This is a genomic window from Aliiroseovarius sp. YM-037, from assembly GCF_048060095.1.
Classification (GTDB): domain Bacteria; phylum Pseudomonadota; class Alphaproteobacteria; order Rhodobacterales; family Rhodobacteraceae; genus JBLUOA01.
In genome coordinates, this window is record NZ_JBLUOA010000007.1 from 95,633 (window position 1) to 113,362 (window position 17,730).

Below are 17,730 nucleotides of genomic sequence, written 5' to 3' on the forward strand. Positions count from 1 at the left end.
GTCAGTAGGTGTCCTTTGATTGAGCAGAAGGCAGGTCCTGTTCCAGCGCGCTCAGGATGCGCGCCGTATCGGCGCCTGCGGCTGGTGCGGGGATAGGGGCGACCTGTGGGTGAGCCGCGAAACGCATCGGCAGCCCTGGAACAGGGACCTTGCCCAGGTCTGGATGCGGAAGGTCATGGATCATACCGCGGGCGCGCATGTCTTCGTCCGACACCACTTCAGCGAGCGTGCGCACCGGGGCGCCCGGCACATGTGCGCCGCTCAGGGCCGCGAAAATCTCGGCGCGGGTATGACGTGAGGTCCACGCCGTCACCCAGCCATCGACTCGGGCACGCTGCGCGCAGCGCGCGGGCCCTTCGGCCAGGTCGGGATCTTCGGCCAGTTCAGGGCGGCCCATGGCGCGGATCAGTTGCTGCCAGTGGCGATCGTTCAGGCACATGATGGCCACCTGTCCGTCTTGCGCCGGAAACAGATCGTAGGGTGCGACCTTGAGCACAGCCTGACTATTGCCGGCCCGGTCAGCGAAACCGTGGGACGCCAACAGAAAACTTGCGATATTCGATGCCAGCGCGTGGTGTGCGACGTCCTGCATTGCGATTTGGACAAAATCCCCGCGCCCTGTCGCGCCGCGCGCATGCAACGCTGCCATAATGCCACCAAAAAGGTGGATACCGCCCAGAAAATCGGTGATCGCTGCACCGCATTTCACCGGTGGACCATCGGGAAACCCGGCCACCGACATCAGACCCGTCAGGGCCTGAATAGGAAAATCCATCGCCGGTGCATCGCGATAGACGGAATCAGCCGCGTAGCCCTTTCCTGACCCCATGACCAGGCGCGGATTGCGGGCACAGAGTGTTTCCCACCCCAGCCCCAGTTTCTCCATCGTACCGGGACGGAAATTCTCGATTAGAACATCGGCCGTATCTGCCAGCGCCAGCAGGGCGGTGCGCCCGTCCTTGGACCCCAGATCGAGCGTCACGCTCTGTTTGCTGGAATTGAGCATCATCGCTGCGGGGTTCTCGCGCCCACCCGCGATGCCGCGGATACTGTCGCCGCCGGGCGGCTCGACCTTGATGACCTCTGCCCCCATGAGCGCGAACATCAGACCGCAATAGGGCCCAAGGTAGACCTGCCCGAGGTCGATCACCCTGAGACCGGCCAGCGGGCCACTGTCAGCCGCCGCGTTCATGATCCGACAAAGCGCGGCGGACGCTTTTCCTTGAAAGAGGCGACCGCCTCGCGGTGATCTTCGGTCTGCATGATATGGGCTTCGGCGGTTGCCTCGATCTCGAGATAGGTCGCGAAATCGCAATCCATGCCACGGTTCAGCATCGACTTGCCCAGCCCAAAGGCTCGGGTCGGCCCTTCGGCCAGACGCGCGGCCAGCGCAGCGGCCTCTGCGTCGAGCGCGTCTTCTTTGTGGATTGCGTGGACGATCCCAAGGTCGTGCGCCTCTTGGGCATCGATCACCTGGGCCGTCAGGAACATCGCCTTCGCCCGGTGCGTCCCGACCGTCCGCGCTAGCAAGTAAAGCCCGCCACCGTCGGGCACGATCGCCACGCGCGCATAGGCCTGGCAAAAGCGGGCCGAGGGCGCTGCCAGGATCACGTCAGCCAGAAGTGCAATGTTGAACCCCACGCCAAAGGCCGGCCCGGCAACCGCTGCGACGACCGGCTTTTCAAGATCATATAGCATCCGGGTTACGCGGTGCTGTTGTTTCATGCGGTCCCGCATGGCCACAGGCGAAGAACCGGCGAAAGTGTTGATGTCACCTCCGGCGCAAAACGCGCCCCCGGCGCCCGTGATCAACAGCGCGCGCACGCGGTCATCGTCGCGCACCTGGGTGACGATGTGTTCCATCTCTTTGCGTGCGTCTTGATCAAGGGCATTCTTCTTCTCGGGAAAATCGAAGGTCATCCGACCAACGCTTTCCGAGCGGCTGTAGAGCAAAGGCACCGCTTCCTCCTCCCAGAATGGGCTAGCATGGAACACGATAGGAGTGGCATTGATCGACGGGCTATAGTCCGGTGCGGAATATCACACATGCGTAAAATTCACCCGTTCTGTGTATTTCCTTGCGGTCTACTGGCACGCTTGTTTTGGCTTCCCTTCCCATGCGCGCCCGTCAAGGCTACGGGCCTCGGCACCCCCTGTTGAAACAGCAAAGAAGAAGTAGACAATGTACTCCGACACCCCTCTCGGCCGCTTGCGCCTGCCCTTGATCTGCTCGCCCATGTTCCTGGTGTCCGGGCCGGATCTTGTCATCGCCCAGTGCAAGGCCGGCGTTATCGGCAGCTTTCCGGCGCTGAACGCACGCGAGTCCGAAGGGGAGCCGCCGCTGCTCGACGCTTGGCTCAAGCGCATCACCGAAGAGCTTGACGCGCACAATCAGGCCAATCCCGATCGGCCCGCCGCGCCCTTTGCGGTCAACCAGATCGTCCATCGTTCGAATGATCGGATTGAGCGGGACGTCGAAATATGTGCGCGCTGGAAAGTGCCGGTCTGGATTACATCAATGGGCGCACGAGAAGACGTCAATCAGGCGGCGCATGATTGCGGCGGCATTGTACTGCACGACGTGATCAACAACAAATACGCCAGGAAAGCAATCGACAAGGGCGCCGACGGCCTGATCGCGGTCTGCGCTGGCGCGGGCGGCCACGCCGGTGCCTTGTCACCTTTTGCGCTGGTTCAGGAAATCCGGGAATGGTTCGATGGTCCGCTTGCCCTGTCGGGGTCCATCGCGACCGGGCGTGCCGTTCTGGCGGCACAGGCCATGGGCGCGGATTTTGGTTATATCGGATCGCCCTTCATTGCCATGACCGAGGCGGTGGCGTCGGAGGATTACAAGCAGATGATTGTCGACGGCGGGGCCGATGATATTGTGTATACCAACTATTTCAGCGGCGTGAATGCCAACTATCTGAAACCGTCGGTACGGGCGGTTGGCCTTGATCCTGACAACCTAGCCGGTATCGGCAACAAGCTCGATCTGGCCACCGGCGCCGTTCGCCCCAAGGCCTGGCGCGACATCTGGGGCAGCGGTCAGGGGATCGGAGCGGTGAAAGAGGTGATGACGACGGCGGCGTATGTCGACCGTCTCGACCGGGAATACCACGCCGCCAAAGATGCCCTCGGTCCCTGACGAAAGAGGGCGGCAGGTTGCCCAGCCGCCCTTCTGTTCCTGCCGTTGTCGCAGATGATCGAGAAGCGATCTCAGCCGTCTTTCTGGTTGATGATCAGTTCTGCATTCTCGGGTAGTTCCGAAACAATGCTCACCTCGTCGGCGCGGATTCGTGCATGCAGTTTGAAGGTTTCGACGGCGGCTGTTTCCGCAGCAGAAGCGTCGGCACCATCATCCAGCACAAGCGAGAGGCGGATCATGTCGCGATCGTTCTCGCGCGTTACCATGGCCTGCGCGGCCTTTGCGCCGGGCGTGCCGATGACAACTTCTTCGATCACGCGCGGGTAAACGAATATCTCACGCACTTTGACCGCTGCGCCGACCCGGCCCTGCAGTGCGGAAATCCGGCTGACGGTGCCATCCGCGTTGCTCTCCAGCGCAAAGGCGCTGTCGCCGGTACCGAACCGGATCATCGGCCAGGTGGCATCGCGCGCGGTCACAACAACCTCACCAGGTTCCCCGTGAGCGACCTGTTCTCCGCTGACCGGATCGCAGATTTGCACCACGCGGTCGGGGTGAACCACATAGCCTTCGCCGCCATCCTCATAGGCGACAAGGCCCAGATCCGCAGTGGCATAGGCAGCCCAGGTGGAGACGCCATAGTCGGCCTCGATCCGGCGGCGCTTGGCCATCCAGTCGCCCATCTCACCGCCGAGGAAGGCCGTCTTTACCTTCCATGCGTCGCGGCCATAGGTTTCGATCACCTTGTCCGCCAGCGTCAGGAAAAACGCGGTCGAGGCGCAGATCGAGGTCACGCCGGTTTCGACGATGATCTGTGCCTGAAGCTCGGTATTTCCAACGCCTCCGGGGATAACCGTGGCGCCGGCGGACTGTGCCGCTTCATCGAACAGCAAGCCTGCCGGCACGAGGTGGTACATCCAGGTGTTCAGGATGATATCCCCGGGCCCCACGCCGGCCGCCTTGAACAGCAGGTCCAGACCGTGGCCGCCACCGCCCGAAAGTGCCGGTTCGAAAATCGGGCCGGGGGATACGTAGATCCGCCCGATATCCTTGAGATCCGAGGCGAGGAACCCGCCGAAGGGTGGATTGTCACGCTGGATCTTCAGAAGCTCCTCCTTCTTCATCACCGGAAGACGCGAGAGGTCCGCCACCGATGTGACGGCTGCCGGATCAAATCCGGCAGCCGTAAATCGCGATTTCAGGCCAGGAGCCTTTTCGGCCGCAGCGGCATAGGCTTGCGCTATATCTTGGTAGATATCTTCAGACATTTCCATGCCTCCTCGTCCAATCAGGCGTTAAAGCGGGCAGTCCTTGCGGAAGTTCGGCGCGCGCTTCTCCCGATGTGACAGAACGCCTTCCCTGACGTCTTCACCCATGAAACCGAGCATCTCCAGCGCGGTCGACGCATCGAAGATCGGGCCAGCCTGGCGCAGCCAGTTGTTCAGCGAATACTTGGTCCAGCGGATTGCGCTTTGCGAGCCGTTGGCCAGCTCGACGGCCGTGTCCAAAGCGATTTGTTGCAACTCGTCATCTTCGACGCACATTGAGACAAGGCCGATGCGCTCGGCCTCTTCGCCCGAAACCGGCTTACAAGTCATCAGATAGTATTTCGCCTTGGCCATCGAAGTCAGCAGCGGCCAGATGATCGCCGCGACATCGCCAGCGGCAACACCCAGGCGCGGGTGACCATCGACAATCTTGGCCTTCTTCCCGGCAATCGAGATGTCGGCGAGGATGGCGACCACAAGACCGGCACCGGCCGCAGGTCCGTTGATCGCGGAAATAATGGGTTTGTTGCAGTTGATGATGTTGTAGACAAGGTCTTTGGCCTCTTTCCAAGTCTTCATGATCTCGTGCGAGTCGCCGATCATTTTTTCAATCAAGCTGAAATCACCGCCGGCGGAAAACGCCTTTCCCGCGCCGGTTACAATGACCGCGTTGATGTCGGGATCGCGGTCGATATCGATCCACATGTCCGTCATCTGGGTATGGGTTTCCGCGTCCACGGAATTAAAGGACTCAGGGCGGTCAAAAGTGATGCGCAGGACGCGATCCGCCGGGTAGTCAAATTTCAGTTTGTCGTACTTTGCATAGCGCTCCGACATAGTTCTTTTCCTCCGTAGGGTGTGGGTATGAGTATGGGTTCAGCCAGGCAGTCCGAGGACGGCCTTGGACAGAATGTTTCGTTGGATTTCGTTCGATCCACCGTAGATCGTGGTCGGTCTGGCCTTATAAAAGCTCGCAAGGACATCGACACTTACGTTGCCGACTTGAAGTGGCCCGATTGTGCCACCGTCGGGGCCGGCCGCTTCGATCATAAGCTCGGTAATGCGCTGAAAGCACTCAGTCACCCAGATTTTGAGCATCGAGACATCCGCGCCGAGCGTTTCACCTCGCTTGAGCTGATCGGCAAAACGGGCGTATAGCGCGGCGTGATCTTCAACATCGAGTGCGGCTTGGGCAAAGCGGTCGCGGAACACCGGATCATCGAAAGCGCCACGGCCCCGGGCAAAGCTTTCCAGTTGCCCCAGTGCGTTCTGGGCCAGGCTTGGTGAGCCGATGAAGATGCGCTCGAAACTCAGAAGCGCCTTGGCCATCGTCCAGCCCTTGTTCAACTCGCCCACGAGGTTTTCACTGGGCGTACGGGCATTGTCGAAGAAGACCTCGCAAAACTCGGTCTCGCCCGACAGGGTAGTGATCGTGCGCACCTCGACTCCAGGTTGATCCATCGGAGCGAGCAGGAAACTGATGCCCTGTTGTTTCTTGGGCGCGTCCGGATCGGTGCGCACCAGCATGAAGATGTGCGTGGCATCATGCGCCATCGTGGTCCAGATCTTCTGTCCGTTGATGACAAATTCGCCGCCATCAATCTCTGCGCGTGTGCGCAGGTTGGCCAGATCGGATCCGGCGCCGGGTTCCGAATAGCCCTGACACCAGATGTCTTCACAACTCAGGATACGCGGCAGCCAATAGTCTATCTGTTCCTGGGTGCCAAACTTGATAATCAGCGGGCCGACCATCTGCACGCCCATGTCGCGGCCACGATTGACGCCCCAGCGTTGCTGCTCCTCGTAGAAAATCAGAAGCTTGGCGGCGTTCAGCCCCATGCCGCCGTATTCCGCAGGCCAGGCCGGCGCGACCCAGCCCTTGGCGTGCAGCTTGCGGTGCCAATGTTCGATCTCGGCGAACTTGGGACGATGCGGCAGGTGGCGCAGCTCCTCGGGATATTCCGCCTCGAAGAACTGGCGCACTTCTTTGCGGAAGTCCGCATCGCTCATTGCGTTGCAGTCGGTCATTGTGCTGCCCCCTCTGCTTCGCGTGCATCGAACCAAATCCGCCTGTGATAGGCGTCGTCGCCCAACCAGGCCGACAGCACCAGCGCCCGGTTCAGGTAGAGCCCGATATCGAACTCATCCGTGTACCCGACCGCCCCGTGCAACTGGATCGCATCACGGGTAATTCTTTTGCCGGCCGTAACCGCACGCGCCTTGGCACGGCTGGCAAGCTGCGCCCGAACTTTCGGATCGGTTTCGCTGTCCATCAGCGCCAGAACTTCGCGGACGCCCGCCTGTGCAACCTCGCACATCACGTTGAGGTCGACAGCACGATGCTGGATGACCTGGAATGACCCGATCGGCTTGTCGAACTGCTCGCGGGTCTTGATGTACTCGAGCGTAATCTCGAAGGCGCACTCGCTCAGGCCGACAAGCTCGGCCGCGGCAAGCGCCGTTGCATCGGCGACAGCCTCGGCAAGCGCAGCCTGAACCGCGTCGCCGCTGGCCAGTTCCGCGGCCGGTGTTCCTGAAAACGAAAGCTCGCCCAGGGAACTGCCGTCGGCCTGCGCCCGCTTGTCGATGACAACCCCGTCCGCGGTGGCCTCGGCCAAGACGAGAACCGGTCCACCATCTTGTTCGGCCACGACGAGGAACCCTCGCGATCCGGTCGCACTGACCACCCAAGCCTTGTTTCCGGTTAGCCGCCCGTCCGCGTATCGGCAGGTCGCATCGGCGGGCGCCCCGCCCGGGCCACGTTCCTGCCAGGCAACCGCCAGTGAAACCTCGCCGCCGATGAGCTGCGCCATCTTCGGATGTTCCGGGCAAAGGCGACGCAGAAGGCCGAGACTCAGACCGATCGTCAACACGACCGGTTCCGGTGCAATCACGCGACCGGCCTCTTCTGCGATAACGCCCCCGGCGGCCAGGCCCATGCCAAGACCCCCCTGCTCTTCGGGCACCGCCACGCCGAAAACGCCGGCCTCAGCCAGTTCCCGGACCATCTTCGGGTCGAAACTGCCCCCGGCATCACGGAGTTTTCGGGCTCTTCCACTTCCGCCCGCGCGTTCGAACAGGGTGCGCGCGCTCTCCCGCAACAGGCGAAGGTCTTCTTGTTCGCTGGAAATTGTATCAGTCTGTGTCATTTTGTTTTCGCTGGATCATCACGGGGGTGTCGGTCGAAAAAACGACCTCGCCCTCGGGGTTTTTGGCGCTAAGCGTATAGTGCAAAACACCTCTGTCGGGCTTGCTTCTTGAAGGCGTGACCGCGTTGACTGTCAGTTCGACATCAAGGGGTTCGTTCGGGCGCACCGGCCGCAGCCAGCGCAGATTGTCAAAGCCCATGCCACCGATATTGGCAACATCGACCATCATTTCGGTCATGACGGGCTTGAATGCCTCCAGCATCGTCTGAAAGCCCGAGGCAATCAGGCTGCCGTGAATGGTGGCCGCATAGGCTTCGTCGGTGTGGAGCCGCTGCGGATCCCATACCTCGGCAAATGCCTTTATCGAGTCTGCGCTCATCGGGGCACTGCGAAAGTGATAGACTTGGCCCGGCGCGAAATCCTCCAGATACTTCAAGAAGCACCCTCCTTTGCGAAACCGGAATCATATCCGTTGGCATCCCGGGAAATTCGTACGCGGTTGAATTCTTCCAGCTTCGGATAGGTTTCCTTGAAGGCCACTAGGAATTCGCCCATGGGCGCGTCGAAATAGAGTCCCCGATCGTTTACATATTCCATGTGCCGGTGGTCCAGCTCATCGAACTCGTGGAAAAGCGCATCGTGATAGCCGTCGAAGACCAGTGGTTTGACCCCGAATCTTTTACACAGCTCCATGTTAAATGCAGGTGTTACTTTGTAGGGCTCACCATCCAGCCACAGTTGAACGTAGCCGTGATAGATGAATAGGTCAGTTCCCATCAACTCCTGCAGCTTAGGGGTGTTCAGGTGGTTGCGCACATCGGCAAACCCAAGTGCGGCGGGGATACCCACAGCACGCAAACAGGCCGCAAGCAGGATCGCCTTGGGAACGCAAAATGCCGCTTCTGCCCCTGCGATCCGGCTGGCACGGTAAGAATCTTCATCCAGCGCAAAACAATATGGGTCGTAACGAATGTCGTCGCGAACCGCTTCAAACAGACGGATCGCCTTGTCCCGCTTGGTTGCATCCGGCGAAAGATCGCGCAAAGCCGCTGTCACAAACTCCTGCACTTCGAGGCTGTCGCTTTCGACATAGTGCGACGGCATGACATAGCGCTCGGCTTCTGCAGGCAGGTGATCATCGGACTCGGCCATTGGATCTCTCCATTTTTCTAACAATTGTTAGAATAGTGATTCACCACCAGCACGTCAACGGGATTTAATCTGTATCCGGCGCGTCCAGCCCGTAACGCGCATTGTCTTCTCCCAAGGCGGCCGCAACTCCGACCGAGTTGGCCGGAGACCGGAACTCCGGCGCAATTGGTAGCGGCAATGCGGGCGCATTCTGGCCGGATACGCTCAGGGTTCGCCCAAAAACGTCACGCGCTTTGAAATGCGGGTCACGCGACGCCTCGGCGGGCGTTTTTACGACCGAACAGCAACAATCGGCCGTCGCCAGCAAAGGCTCCCAATGGGTCGAGGGCTGTTTCCCCAGACGACGCGCAACTTCCGCAGCACAGGAATCAGGCTCGGACCAGTCATCGCGAAGCGCCGACGGCAAACCGATGACATCGCAGAACGACTGCCAGAACTTTTCTTCCAACGCGCCAACGGCGATCTGACGCCCGTCCGCAGCCGTATAAAGCCGATACCGGGCCAGGCCGCCCGTCAGGCGGCTGCCGCCGCTTTCGATGTTTTGCCCGGCGATCACACCTTCGGCATGGGCCCAATAGGCAAAGGCGAACACCCCCTCGGACATGGCGATATCCAGATGCGTCCCCTGCCCGTTTGCCTGCCGCGCAATCAGGGCCAGCAGGATATTCATCACCGCCGGATAGGTTCCGCCTCCGATATCGGCGACCAGCCCGAACGGTGCCGTTGGTTGGTCATCCGGTCCGCAGCTCAGCGACAGGATACCCGCATCACCGACGTAGTTAAGGTCGTGGCCAGCGGCGCTGGCCTTTGGTCCGGTCTGGCCATAGCCGGTGATCGAACAATAGATGAGACCGGGATTGATCTCGCGCACAGCTTCATAACCAAGACCGAGCCGGCCCATCACGCCGGGACGGAACTGCTCTACCAGAATATCGGCCTTCTCGATCAAGGGGCGCAGAAGATTCACTGCGCCCCTTGATTTTAGGTCGATGGCCACCGATCGCTTGCCGTGGTTCAACACAGCAAAGCCGATGCTCTCTCCTTCGATCATGGGTTCAGTGTGGCGCGCGTCCTCACCGACCCCAGGCCGTTCGAACTTGACAACTTCGGCGCCGGCCTCGGAAAGCATGAGCGTTGCCATCGGACCGGGAAGAAGGGTGCTGAAATCCAACACCAGAATACCCTTGAGCGGTTGGGTCATCTTCTGCTCTTCACGCGAAGCGCGCGGCGCCATTGTTCAGAACAACGACGTCGCGTGCCGGGACCGACGCGCGAAACCGGGCCTCGCCGTCCTCTTCCCAAATTTCGAACCGCACGGTTTCGCCGGGATAGACCGGCGCCGAGAACCGAACATCCAAGCCGACAAGCCGGGCCGCATCATAGTCGAGCAACGTCTTGAGGATCGCCCGGGCCGCCAGCCCGTAGGTTGCCAGACCATGCAGGATCGGGCGATCGAACCCAACCGAACGGGCGACATCCGGGTCAGCGTGAAGCGGATTGAAATCGCCGCTGAGGCGATAAATGAGCGCCTGACGTGGCAGGGTTTCGATTTCACAGACGTGATCGGGCGCGCGGTCAGGCAGCGCTGCCGGTGCCGGGCCCGCCTTGTTTTCACCGCCAAAGCCGCCATCGCCGCGACAGAAGGCCGACATCGCCACGCGCGCCAGCTTTTCACCGCTGTCCGCGTCGATAATATCGCGGCTTTGGTAGATGACGGCACCCTTGCCCTCGCCCTTGTCGGAGATGAAGTCGATCTTGCTGCGGCCGATAATCCGGCCATGGGTCGGCAGCGGCTTGTAGATATCCAGCCACTGTTCACCATGTAGCACTTGCTGCCAGTTCACACCGGTCTTGGGATCGCGCAGCCAGAAGCCGGGGTACCCCATAGTGACCGCCATTGCGGGCACCGCCTTAAGCCCGTTCTCATAGACATAGGCCAGTTCCTTTTTGTCGGTCGGATCCTCGCCGAACCCAAGGCCGAGCGCATACAGGATGGTATCCCGCTCGGTCAGTGTCTGTTCAATTTCCTCAAAGTCCCAGTTCGACAGTGCATCAAAATCCAATGGCATTATCTTTCCTCCCTTAATTGCCGTCAGAGCGTGTTTTGCGATCCAAGTATTGCCGTGACCTGACTGGACAGCACACCGCCGTTGCCATGCGCCAGCGCCAGGTCGACATCCCTCAACTGAATGCCAGGCGCGTCGCCACGGATCTGACGCGCAGCCTCGATCACCGTGAAGATGCCGTACATACCGGGGTGTACGCAGGACAGGCCCCCGCCATTCGTGTTCACAGGCAAGACGCCGCCAGGCGCGATTCGCCCGCCTTCGACGAAGGCCCCGCCCTCGCCCTTGGCGCAGAACCCCAGATCTTCAAGAAACAGGATGGTATTGATGGTGAAGGCATCATAAAGCTCGACCGCCTGGATGTCCGCAGCGGTCACTCCGGCCGCCGCAAAGGCGCGCGCGCCTGAGTCGCGGGCGGCGGTCACGGTGAAATCTTTCATCTGCGAAATCTGCCGGTGCGAGCTTTCCGCAGCACTGCCCAGCACATAGACAGGCGCCTTTGGGAAATCCCGGGCGCGGTCCGCGCGTACCAGAACAATCGCACCGCCGCCGTCGGTGACAAGACAACAATCGCGCACGGTCAACGGATCGCCCACCATGCGCGCGCCCAACACGTCCTCGCGGGTCAGCGGGCCGCGCTCGAAAGCTTCGGGGTTGTGCTGCGCCCAGGCCCGCGCGGCAACGGCCACGTCGGCCAGCTGTTCGCGGGTGGTGCCATATTCATGCATGTGCCGCGCCGCGGCCATCGCATATGCCGAGATCGGATAGCGCGGATTGTACGGCGCCTCATGGGCCGGCGGGCGCGAGGCGGTCACCAGTCTGCCCGACGCGGTGCGCTGATTGGAGCCATAGACAATCAGGGCGACAGCACACAGACCGGCATCAAGCGCCATGGTCGCAGACGTCAGATAATTCACGAAGGATGATCCGCCCGACATCGTGCCATCAATGAGACGCGGCTGAATGCCCAGATACTCTGCCGCCATAAGCGCCGGCATACTGTCTTCCATCATGGTGCAGAACAGCCCGTCCACGTCGGACAGTTTCAGCCCGGCATCGCCAAGCGCTGCAAGTGCGGACTGCGCCATGACATCATATGCCGTCAGACCATGGGCCTCGCCGAAACCGGCATGACCGGTTCCCACGATGGCGGATTTTCCCCGAAGTTCAGCGGTCATATCTTATCCCTCCGACGGCTTGAAAAGCACGGCCGGAGCGCCCTCGGCCTCGCCCACGAAAGCGGTTACAGCCATGTCGATGGCGACCTCACCCGGAGCAATGCCCTCGACCCGGCTCATCATCCGGACGCCCTCGTCCAGTTCGACAACGCACACGTTGTAGTCGCCCCCCCGTTCAGGCTTTCGGCGCACGACGGTTGTGGTGTGGACCCGTCCCTTGCCGGTAGCCTGCTTCCACGAAATCGCAGTGCCATGACAATGGGGACACAGGACTCGCGGGAAAAAATGATAGGCCCCGCAGTCTTCGCACTTTGGCAGCAGGATCTCTCCCTTTGTCAGCGCGCCCTGGAAAATATGGTCTGGTCCTTTGGCGTCCGGCACCGGCGTTCTCCTTCAAGTAATCCAGTCTCTGGTTAAGCGTATTGATAATATTTCTAACAAATGTTAGATTTAGTCAACCTCTTTGGAACATTTGCGGGATACTCATGTCAGGTTCAGATTTAGCCCCCCTTTCTGGCAAACTCGTCGTTGCGCTCGAACAGGCAGTCGCAGCGCCTTTTTGCTCCTCGCGGCTGGCCGATGCCGGCGCGCGCGTGATCAAGATCGAACGCAAGGGCGCAGGCGATTTTGCCCGCGCCTACGATGCCGCCGCCAACGGTGAAAGCGCCTATTTCACATGGCTGAACCGAGGCAAAGAATCGGTCGCCCTGGACATTAAAGCTGACGAGGACCGGGAAATCCTGCTCAGGATGCTGGAAAACGCGGATGTGTTTGTTCAAAACCTGCTGCCGGGCGCGCTGGCCAAGCTCGGGCTCGATTCCGCGAGTCTGCGAGAGAGGTTCCCGCGTCTCGTGACCTGCGACATCACCGGATACGGTGAGGACGGCCCGATGCGCAATGCCAAGGCCTATGATCTTCTGGTGCAATGCGAAAGCGGTCTGGCATCGGTGACCGGCACGGCGGACGGACCGGGGCGGGTTGGCGTTTCCGTCTGCGATATCGCCACCGGTATGACAGCCCATGCCGGAATTTGCGAAGCACTTGTCGGGCGTGATCGCACCGGCAAGGGCAGCGGTGTTTCGGTGGCAATGTTTGACGTGATGGCCGACTGGATGTCGGTTCCGCTGCTTTATCACGATTACCTTGGCAAGCCGACACCGCGTGTCGGACTGAACCACACGGTCATCTGCCCATACGGGGCCTATGCGTGCAAGGACGGTCAGCTTGTCGTCATTACCGTGCAGCACAGCGGCGAATGGCTACGGTTCTGTGAACACATACTGGGCGACGCGACTCTGGCTAACGACCCCCGGTTTCATGACAACACGGCGCGAATTGAAAACAAGCCCGCGCTCGAGGCGCTCATCAAGGCCGTGTTCTCCTCTCATGACCGCGCCGAGATGCTGAAGCGGTTTGACGCTGCGGGCATTGCCTCCGGGGCCGTGAACGACGTGGCGACCCTGTCCGATCACCCGCAGCTTGACCGGTCCGTGATTGGCACACCCTCCGGCGAGATCAAGGTCCCGACACCCCCGATCCGGCGCAGCATAGGCGAAACGACACTGGGCCCCTGCCCGGCCTTCGATGCTGAAGGCAAAGCCCTTCGCGCCGAGTTCTGCCCTCGTTCATAAAAAGGTTGGGCAACTAAATGACCGCTGAGAAAAAACCCGCGATCCTTCAGGGCGTGAAGATCGTCGACCTTACTTCTGTGGTTTTCGGACCTTTGGCCACGCAAATGCTGGGCGATCTGGGGGCCGATGTGATCAAGGTGGAAGGTCCCGAGGGCGATCTTCTTCGCCAGGTCCAGCCTTCACGCAACAATCTGATGGGTGCCGCTTTTCTGGGTACCAACCGTAACAAGCGCAGTGTCGTACTCGACCTGAAAACGCAAACCGGTCACAATCGGCTGCGCAAGCTACTGGCCGATGCCGACGTGATGATTTCAAGCATACGGCCGACGGCGCTAGCCAGATTGTCTCTCGATCTCGAAACCCTACGCCAGGAAAATCCGAACCTGATCACGGTATCTTCCACTGGATTCGGGCAGGACGGACCCTATGCCGCCCGACCCGCGTTCGACGATGCTGTCCAGTCGGTTTCTGGGTTGGCTAGCCTGGCAACATTGCGCGATCGCGAAGCGCCGCCCGCATATGCCCTACGATTCTCGCCGACAAGCTTGGCGCCGTGATGGGAGCCCTGTTCCACCGCGAGCGTACGGGAGAAGCCCAGCATGTCGAGGTGCCGATGTTTGAGACGCTGGCCGCCTTCCTGCTGGCCGAACATCTGGATGGTGCCACCTTCGAAGAGACCCCGCAGGATTTCGGCTATGCCCGGATGCTGGTTCCGCATAGGCGTCCGGTTAAGACGGCAGATGGATATATCACAATTCTGCCCTACACCAACGTACAATGGGCGCGGTTCTTCAAGGCGGTCGGGCGCGATGACATGATCGACCACGTCTGGGTCACTGACATGGACACCCGTAGCCGCAACATCGGCGCTGTATACGATATGGTGGCGCAGATTGCCCTAACTCGGACAACAGATGACTGGCTTGCCTTGATGGAGCAGGCCGACATACCCGCCATGCCGGTGCGCAACCTGTCGGATTTGCCGAACGATCCCCATCTTGCCGCGACCGGGTTCTTTCAACAGATTGATCACCCAACCGAAGGGGCGATCTGGACGACACGCCCGCCGATACGATTCTCGGCAACGCCGGCGCGGCATGATCACCGCCCTGCCCCTCGACTGGGGGAGCACAGCGAAGATATCATCGGGCCGGGAGAAGAATAACCCCCCCCGGCACCGGGCGGATCAAACATCCATCGAACGTGCGATCAGTTCTTTCATGATCTCGTTGGTGCCGCCATAGATCATCTGGACCCGGCTATCGGCATACAGGCGCGCGATCGGGTATTCCATCATGAAACCATAACCGCCGTGCAGTTGCAGGCATTCATGCATGACCTCGTTTTGCGTCTGGCTGCCCCACCATTTCGCCATCGACGCCGTGGCCGCATCAAGTTCGCCCTTTTCGAGGCGCACGAGCCCGTCATTGACGAAGGTGCGCAGCAATTCGGCCTTGGTCTTGCATTCCGCCAATTTGAAGCGTGTGTTCTGGAAATCCATGATGCGGTTACCAAATGCCTTGCGGTCCTGTACATATTTCACAGTTTCATCGATGGCAAAGTCAATGAAGCCTAGCGCGGTAACGCCAATCATCAGCCGTTCCCAAGGGAGCTGCTTCATCAACTGGTAGAAACCTTGCCCTTCTTCCGGGCCAAGCAGGTTTGCCGTAGGCACGCGCACATCCTCGAAGAACAACTCAGCCGTATCCGATCCCTTCATGCCCAACTTCTTCAGGTTTCGTCCCCTACGAAAGCCTTCGGCGTCCTCGGTTTCCAGAACGATCAGCGAAACGCCCTTGGCGCCAGCGTTACGGTCGGTCTTTGCCACGACAACAACTAGATCGGCTGTATGTCCGTTGGTGATGAAGATCTTCGAGCCGTTGATCTTGTAGTGGTTGCCATCCTTTTCCGCATGGGTCTGGACGTTCTGGAGGTCAGAGCCCGTTCCTGGCTCGGTCATCGCGATCGCCGCGACACTGTCGCCGCTGACCAGCTTCGGCAACCACTTTTTCTTCTGTTCTTCGCTGCCATAGGCGTTGATATAATGGATTACGATGGACTGGATGCCATAGCCCCAACCCGTGTCACCGGTGCGCCCCTGCTCATAAACGGTAATTGCATCGAACCCGATGCCGCCGCCGAACCCGCCATATTCTTCGGCAATCGAGCCGCCCATGACACCCTGTTGACCGACTGTTTTCCAGAAGTCGCGGTCAACAATGCCCTGCTCAGCCCATTTTTCGATGTTTGGAGCCATTTCGGCATCAAAAAGCTTGCGTGTGCTATCCGCGAACATCTTGTGTTCATCCGCGGTCCAGGCCGAACTATTCGTGATCAGAGACATGTTGGAATCCATTCTTAAGGTTGGTGTTGCCATAAATCTAACATCTGTTATTTTTTCGGCAATGGCCCAGTCTCAAGGCAAACACAGCGTTATCTTGCTAGAGACGGCTTTCCTGAACAGGCGCGGTATCAACTTCCTACTCCCAAGCAAGTTCCACCAAGGCACCGAACGCGCAGGTCAGGGTAACGGGCTGACACTGGGCAGTACACGGCCTGCGTGACGCAAAAAATGAAGAACCGGAGTGAAAATGAAAGATATCGTAGTATTGGATGGTGTGCGAACAGCCATCGGAACCTTTGGCGGCTCTCTTGCGGGCACGTCTCCGATCGAACTGGGTAGCATCGTGGCGAAAGAGGCGCTTGCGCGTTCAGGTGTCGAAGGCAAGCAGGTTGGAAACGTTGTTTTTGGCCATGTTATTAACACAGAGCCGCGCGACATGTATCTTAGCCGCGCGGCGTCTATTGCCGCTGGAGTGCCAGAAATGGCGCCCGCAATGAACGTCAATCGGCTCTGCGGTTCTGGGCTACAGGCGATTGTGTCAGCGGCGCAGTCGCTGATGCTGGGTGATGCAACAATGGCTCTTGCCGGTGGCAGCGAAAGCATGAGCCGCTCGCCCTATATCGTGCCAGCCATTCGCTGGGGGCAGAAAATGGGTGACACGGGTGCAACTGACATGATGCTCGGCGCGTTGAACTGTCCGTTTGGCACCGGGCATATGGGCGTAACAGCGGAAAACGTCGCCGCCGAATACGACATCACGCGCGAAGCTCAGGATGCGTTTGCCCTTCAAAGCCAGGAGCGCGCTCTGAACGCGCTCAAAGAGGGGTATTTCAAATCCCAGATCGTTCCCGTCGAGGTCAAGGTCAAACGCAACACTGCTTTTTTCGACACCGATGAACACCCCAAGGCGAGCACAGTTGAAATGCTCGGCAAACTGCGTCCGGCCTTCCAGAAGGATGGCACCGTGACGGCGGGGAATGCTTCGGGTCTCAATGATGGGGCCGCCGCAGTTGTGCTGGCCACGGCAGATTCTGCATCAGATGCAGGGTTGAAACCGCGCGCACGCCTGCTTGGATATCATATTGCAGGAGTACGCCCGGACATCATGGGAATCGGGCCAATTCCGGCTGTCGAAGGACTTTTGAAACGTACAGGCCTGACAGTTTCTGATTTCGACGTCATCGAGTCAAACGAAGCCTTCGCGGCTCAGGCTTTGGCCGTGAGTAAAACTCTTGGTCTGGATGGCAACAAGGTGAACCCCAACGGCGGCGCAATTGCTCTTGGACATCCTATCGGGGCGTCGGGGGCCATTATCTTTGTCAAAGCGCTCTACGAGCTGGAGCGTACCGGCGCAAAACGCGCGCTGATTACCATGTGTATCGGTGGTGGGCAGGGGATTGCCCTAGCTATAGAAGCCATGTGAATTAGAGTCTATGGACACCTCAAAAAAGCGGTTCCCTTTCAATTAAAGCGTTTCTAGAAAAACCTGAATCGTGAGGGATTCCTTTTGGAGGCTGATTGTGATTCATCCTGTTTGGGAGGATGGATCATGTCAGCACCTTTACCTTTGGCCCTTCGGTCGCGGTTTCAGAGATTGATTGAAGAAGGGTTAAGCGGGCGTGCGGCGGCATTGCGGCTGAAGCTTTCGTCAGCGACGGGGGCGCGATGGGCACGGCAAGTTCATCAAACAGGTAGGGTCGACCCGGCCCCTCAGGGTCGCCCGCGTGGCACAGGCAAGCTCGCGCCTCATGAAGCCTTCTTCAGGGAATTGATCGCTCAAGACCCCGACATCAC

At 59.8% G+C, this 17,730-nt stretch carries 18 protein-coding genes; 5 read left to right on the plus strand and 13 right to left on the minus strand.

The genetic code is table 11. The features are described 5' to 3' along the window. Window position 1: 1 nt before the first annotated feature. A complete protein-coding gene (locus tag ACEWPJ_RS17300) occupies window positions 2-1,192 on the minus strand; it encodes a CaiB/BaiF CoA transferase family protein (protein WP_238372743.1) in 1,191 nt (396 codons plus the stop codon). After that, window positions 1,189-1,959 (minus strand): enoyl-CoA hydratase/isomerase family protein, encoded by a 771-nt coding sequence (locus tag ACEWPJ_RS17305; RefSeq protein ID WP_238372744.1) that lies wholly within the window; start codon window positions 1,957-1,959, stop codon window positions 1,189-1,191. Before ACEWPJ_RS17305 ends, ACEWPJ_RS17300 begins: the two co-directional genes overlap by 4 nt. A gap of 223 nt (window positions 1,960-2,182) precedes the next feature. On the opposite strand from ACEWPJ_RS17305, the gene ACEWPJ_RS17310 reads away from it, so the two are divergent. Then, window positions 2,183-3,148, plus strand: a complete 966-nt coding sequence (locus tag ACEWPJ_RS17310; RefSeq protein WP_238372745.1) for an NAD(P)H-dependent flavin oxidoreductase — start codon at window positions 2,183-2,185, stop codon at window positions 3,146-3,148. Between the two features lie 71 nt (window positions 3,149-3,219). On the opposite strand, the gene ACEWPJ_RS17315 is transcribed toward ACEWPJ_RS17310, so the two are convergent. The 10 genes from ACEWPJ_RS17315 to ACEWPJ_RS17360 all read right to left on the minus strand — a co-directional run bounded on the left by ACEWPJ_RS17315 (window position 3,220) and on the right by ACEWPJ_RS17360 (window position 12,342). Beyond that, complete coding sequence (locus ACEWPJ_RS17315) at window positions 3,220-4,416, minus strand: phenylacetate--CoA ligase family protein (RefSeq protein WP_238372746.1); 1,197 nt, start codon at window positions 4,414-4,416, stop codon at window positions 3,220-3,222. A gap of 27 nt (window positions 4,417-4,443) precedes the next feature. After that, window positions 4,444-5,253 (minus strand): enoyl-CoA hydratase/isomerase family protein, encoded by an 810-nt coding sequence (locus tag ACEWPJ_RS17320; protein ID WP_027238738.1) that lies wholly within the window; start codon window positions 5,251-5,253, stop codon window positions 4,444-4,446. 39 nt (window positions 5,254-5,292) lie between these two features. Beyond that, the gene (locus ACEWPJ_RS17325; RefSeq protein ID WP_238372747.1) at window positions 5,293-6,444 is read right to left on the minus strand and encodes an acyl-CoA dehydrogenase family protein; all 1,152 of its coding nucleotides are present in this window, start codon (window positions 6,442-6,444) and stop codon (window positions 5,293-5,295) included. Then, window positions 6,441-7,565 (minus strand): acyl-CoA dehydrogenase family protein, encoded by a 1,125-nt coding sequence (locus ACEWPJ_RS17330; protein WP_238372748.1) that lies wholly within the window; start codon window positions 7,563-7,565, stop codon window positions 6,441-6,443. The genes ACEWPJ_RS17325 and ACEWPJ_RS17330 overlap by 4 nt, the downstream gene beginning before the upstream one ends. Continuing rightward, entirely contained in the window at window positions 7,552-8,001 is a 450-nt protein-coding gene (locus tag ACEWPJ_RS17335) for a MaoC family dehydratase (RefSeq protein WP_238372749.1), read from the minus strand. Before ACEWPJ_RS17335 ends, ACEWPJ_RS17330 begins: the two co-directional genes overlap by 14 nt. Then, window positions 7,998-8,717: a transglutaminase-like domain-containing protein gene (locus ACEWPJ_RS17340; RefSeq protein ID WP_238372750.1), complete on the minus strand. Its 720-nt coding sequence runs from the start codon at window positions 8,715-8,717 to the stop codon at window positions 7,998-8,000. Before ACEWPJ_RS17340 ends, ACEWPJ_RS17335 begins: the two co-directional genes overlap by 4 nt. A gap of 64 nt (window positions 8,718-8,781) precedes the next feature. Then, on the minus strand, window positions 8,782-9,918 hold the full coding sequence (locus tag ACEWPJ_RS17345) for a CaiB/BaiF CoA transferase family protein (protein WP_238372751.1): 1,137 nt from the start codon (window positions 9,916-9,918) through the stop codon (window positions 8,782-8,784). Between the two features lie 10 nt (window positions 9,919-9,928). Next, entirely contained in the window at window positions 9,929-10,786 is an 858-nt protein-coding gene (locus tag ACEWPJ_RS17350) for a MaoC/PaaZ C-terminal domain-containing protein (protein WP_238372752.1), read from the minus strand. A 23-nt stretch (window positions 10,787-10,809) separates the two neighbouring features. Then, complete coding sequence (locus ACEWPJ_RS17355; RefSeq protein ID WP_238372753.1) at window positions 10,810-11,961, minus strand: acetyl-CoA acetyltransferase; 1,152 nt, start codon at window positions 11,959-11,961, stop codon at window positions 10,810-10,812. Between the two features lie 3 nt (window positions 11,962-11,964). Then, window positions 11,965-12,342, minus strand: a complete 378-nt coding sequence (locus tag ACEWPJ_RS17360; protein ID WP_067624578.1) for a Zn-ribbon domain-containing OB-fold protein — start codon at window positions 12,340-12,342, stop codon at window positions 11,965-11,967. 104 nt (window positions 12,343-12,446) lie between these two features. Here ACEWPJ_RS17360 and ACEWPJ_RS17365 point away from each other — a divergent pair, with 104 nt between their 5' ends. Genes ACEWPJ_RS17365 through ACEWPJ_RS17375 form a run of 3 tightly spaced genes read left to right on the plus strand, consistent with a single transcriptional unit; the run spans window position 12,447 to window position 14,757 of the window. Next, the gene (locus ACEWPJ_RS17365) at window positions 12,447-13,592 is read left to right on the plus strand and encodes a CaiB/BaiF CoA transferase family protein (protein WP_238372754.1); all 1,146 of its coding nucleotides are present in this window, start codon (window positions 12,447-12,449) and stop codon (window positions 13,590-13,592) included. Between the two features lie 17 nt (window positions 13,593-13,609). After that, window positions 13,610-14,149: a CoA transferase gene (locus ACEWPJ_RS17370; RefSeq protein WP_273545122.1), complete on the plus strand. Its 540-nt coding sequence runs from the start codon at window positions 13,610-13,612 to the stop codon at window positions 14,147-14,149. Next, a complete protein-coding gene (locus ACEWPJ_RS17375) occupies window positions 14,149-14,757 on the plus strand; it encodes a CoA transferase (RefSeq protein ID WP_273545123.1) in 609 nt (202 codons plus the stop codon). Before ACEWPJ_RS17370 ends, ACEWPJ_RS17375 begins: the two co-directional genes overlap by 1 nt. Before the next feature lie 21 nt (window positions 14,758-14,778). Here the strand turns inward: ACEWPJ_RS17375 and ACEWPJ_RS17380 are convergent, their stop codons facing one another. Continuing rightward, the gene (locus tag ACEWPJ_RS17380; RefSeq protein WP_238372755.1) at window positions 14,779-15,936 is read right to left on the minus strand and encodes an acyl-CoA dehydrogenase family protein; all 1,158 of its coding nucleotides are present in this window, start codon (window positions 15,934-15,936) and stop codon (window positions 14,779-14,781) included. Window positions 15,937-16,183: 247 nt separating this feature from the next. Here ACEWPJ_RS17380 and ACEWPJ_RS17385 point away from each other — a divergent pair, with 247 nt between their 5' ends. Beyond that, the gene (locus tag ACEWPJ_RS17385) at window positions 16,184-17,359 is read left to right on the plus strand and encodes an acetyl-CoA C-acyltransferase family protein (RefSeq protein WP_238372756.1); all 1,176 of its coding nucleotides are present in this window, start codon (window positions 16,184-16,186) and stop codon (window positions 17,357-17,359) included. The last annotated feature ends 371 nt before the right edge of the window (window positions 17,360-17,730 follow it).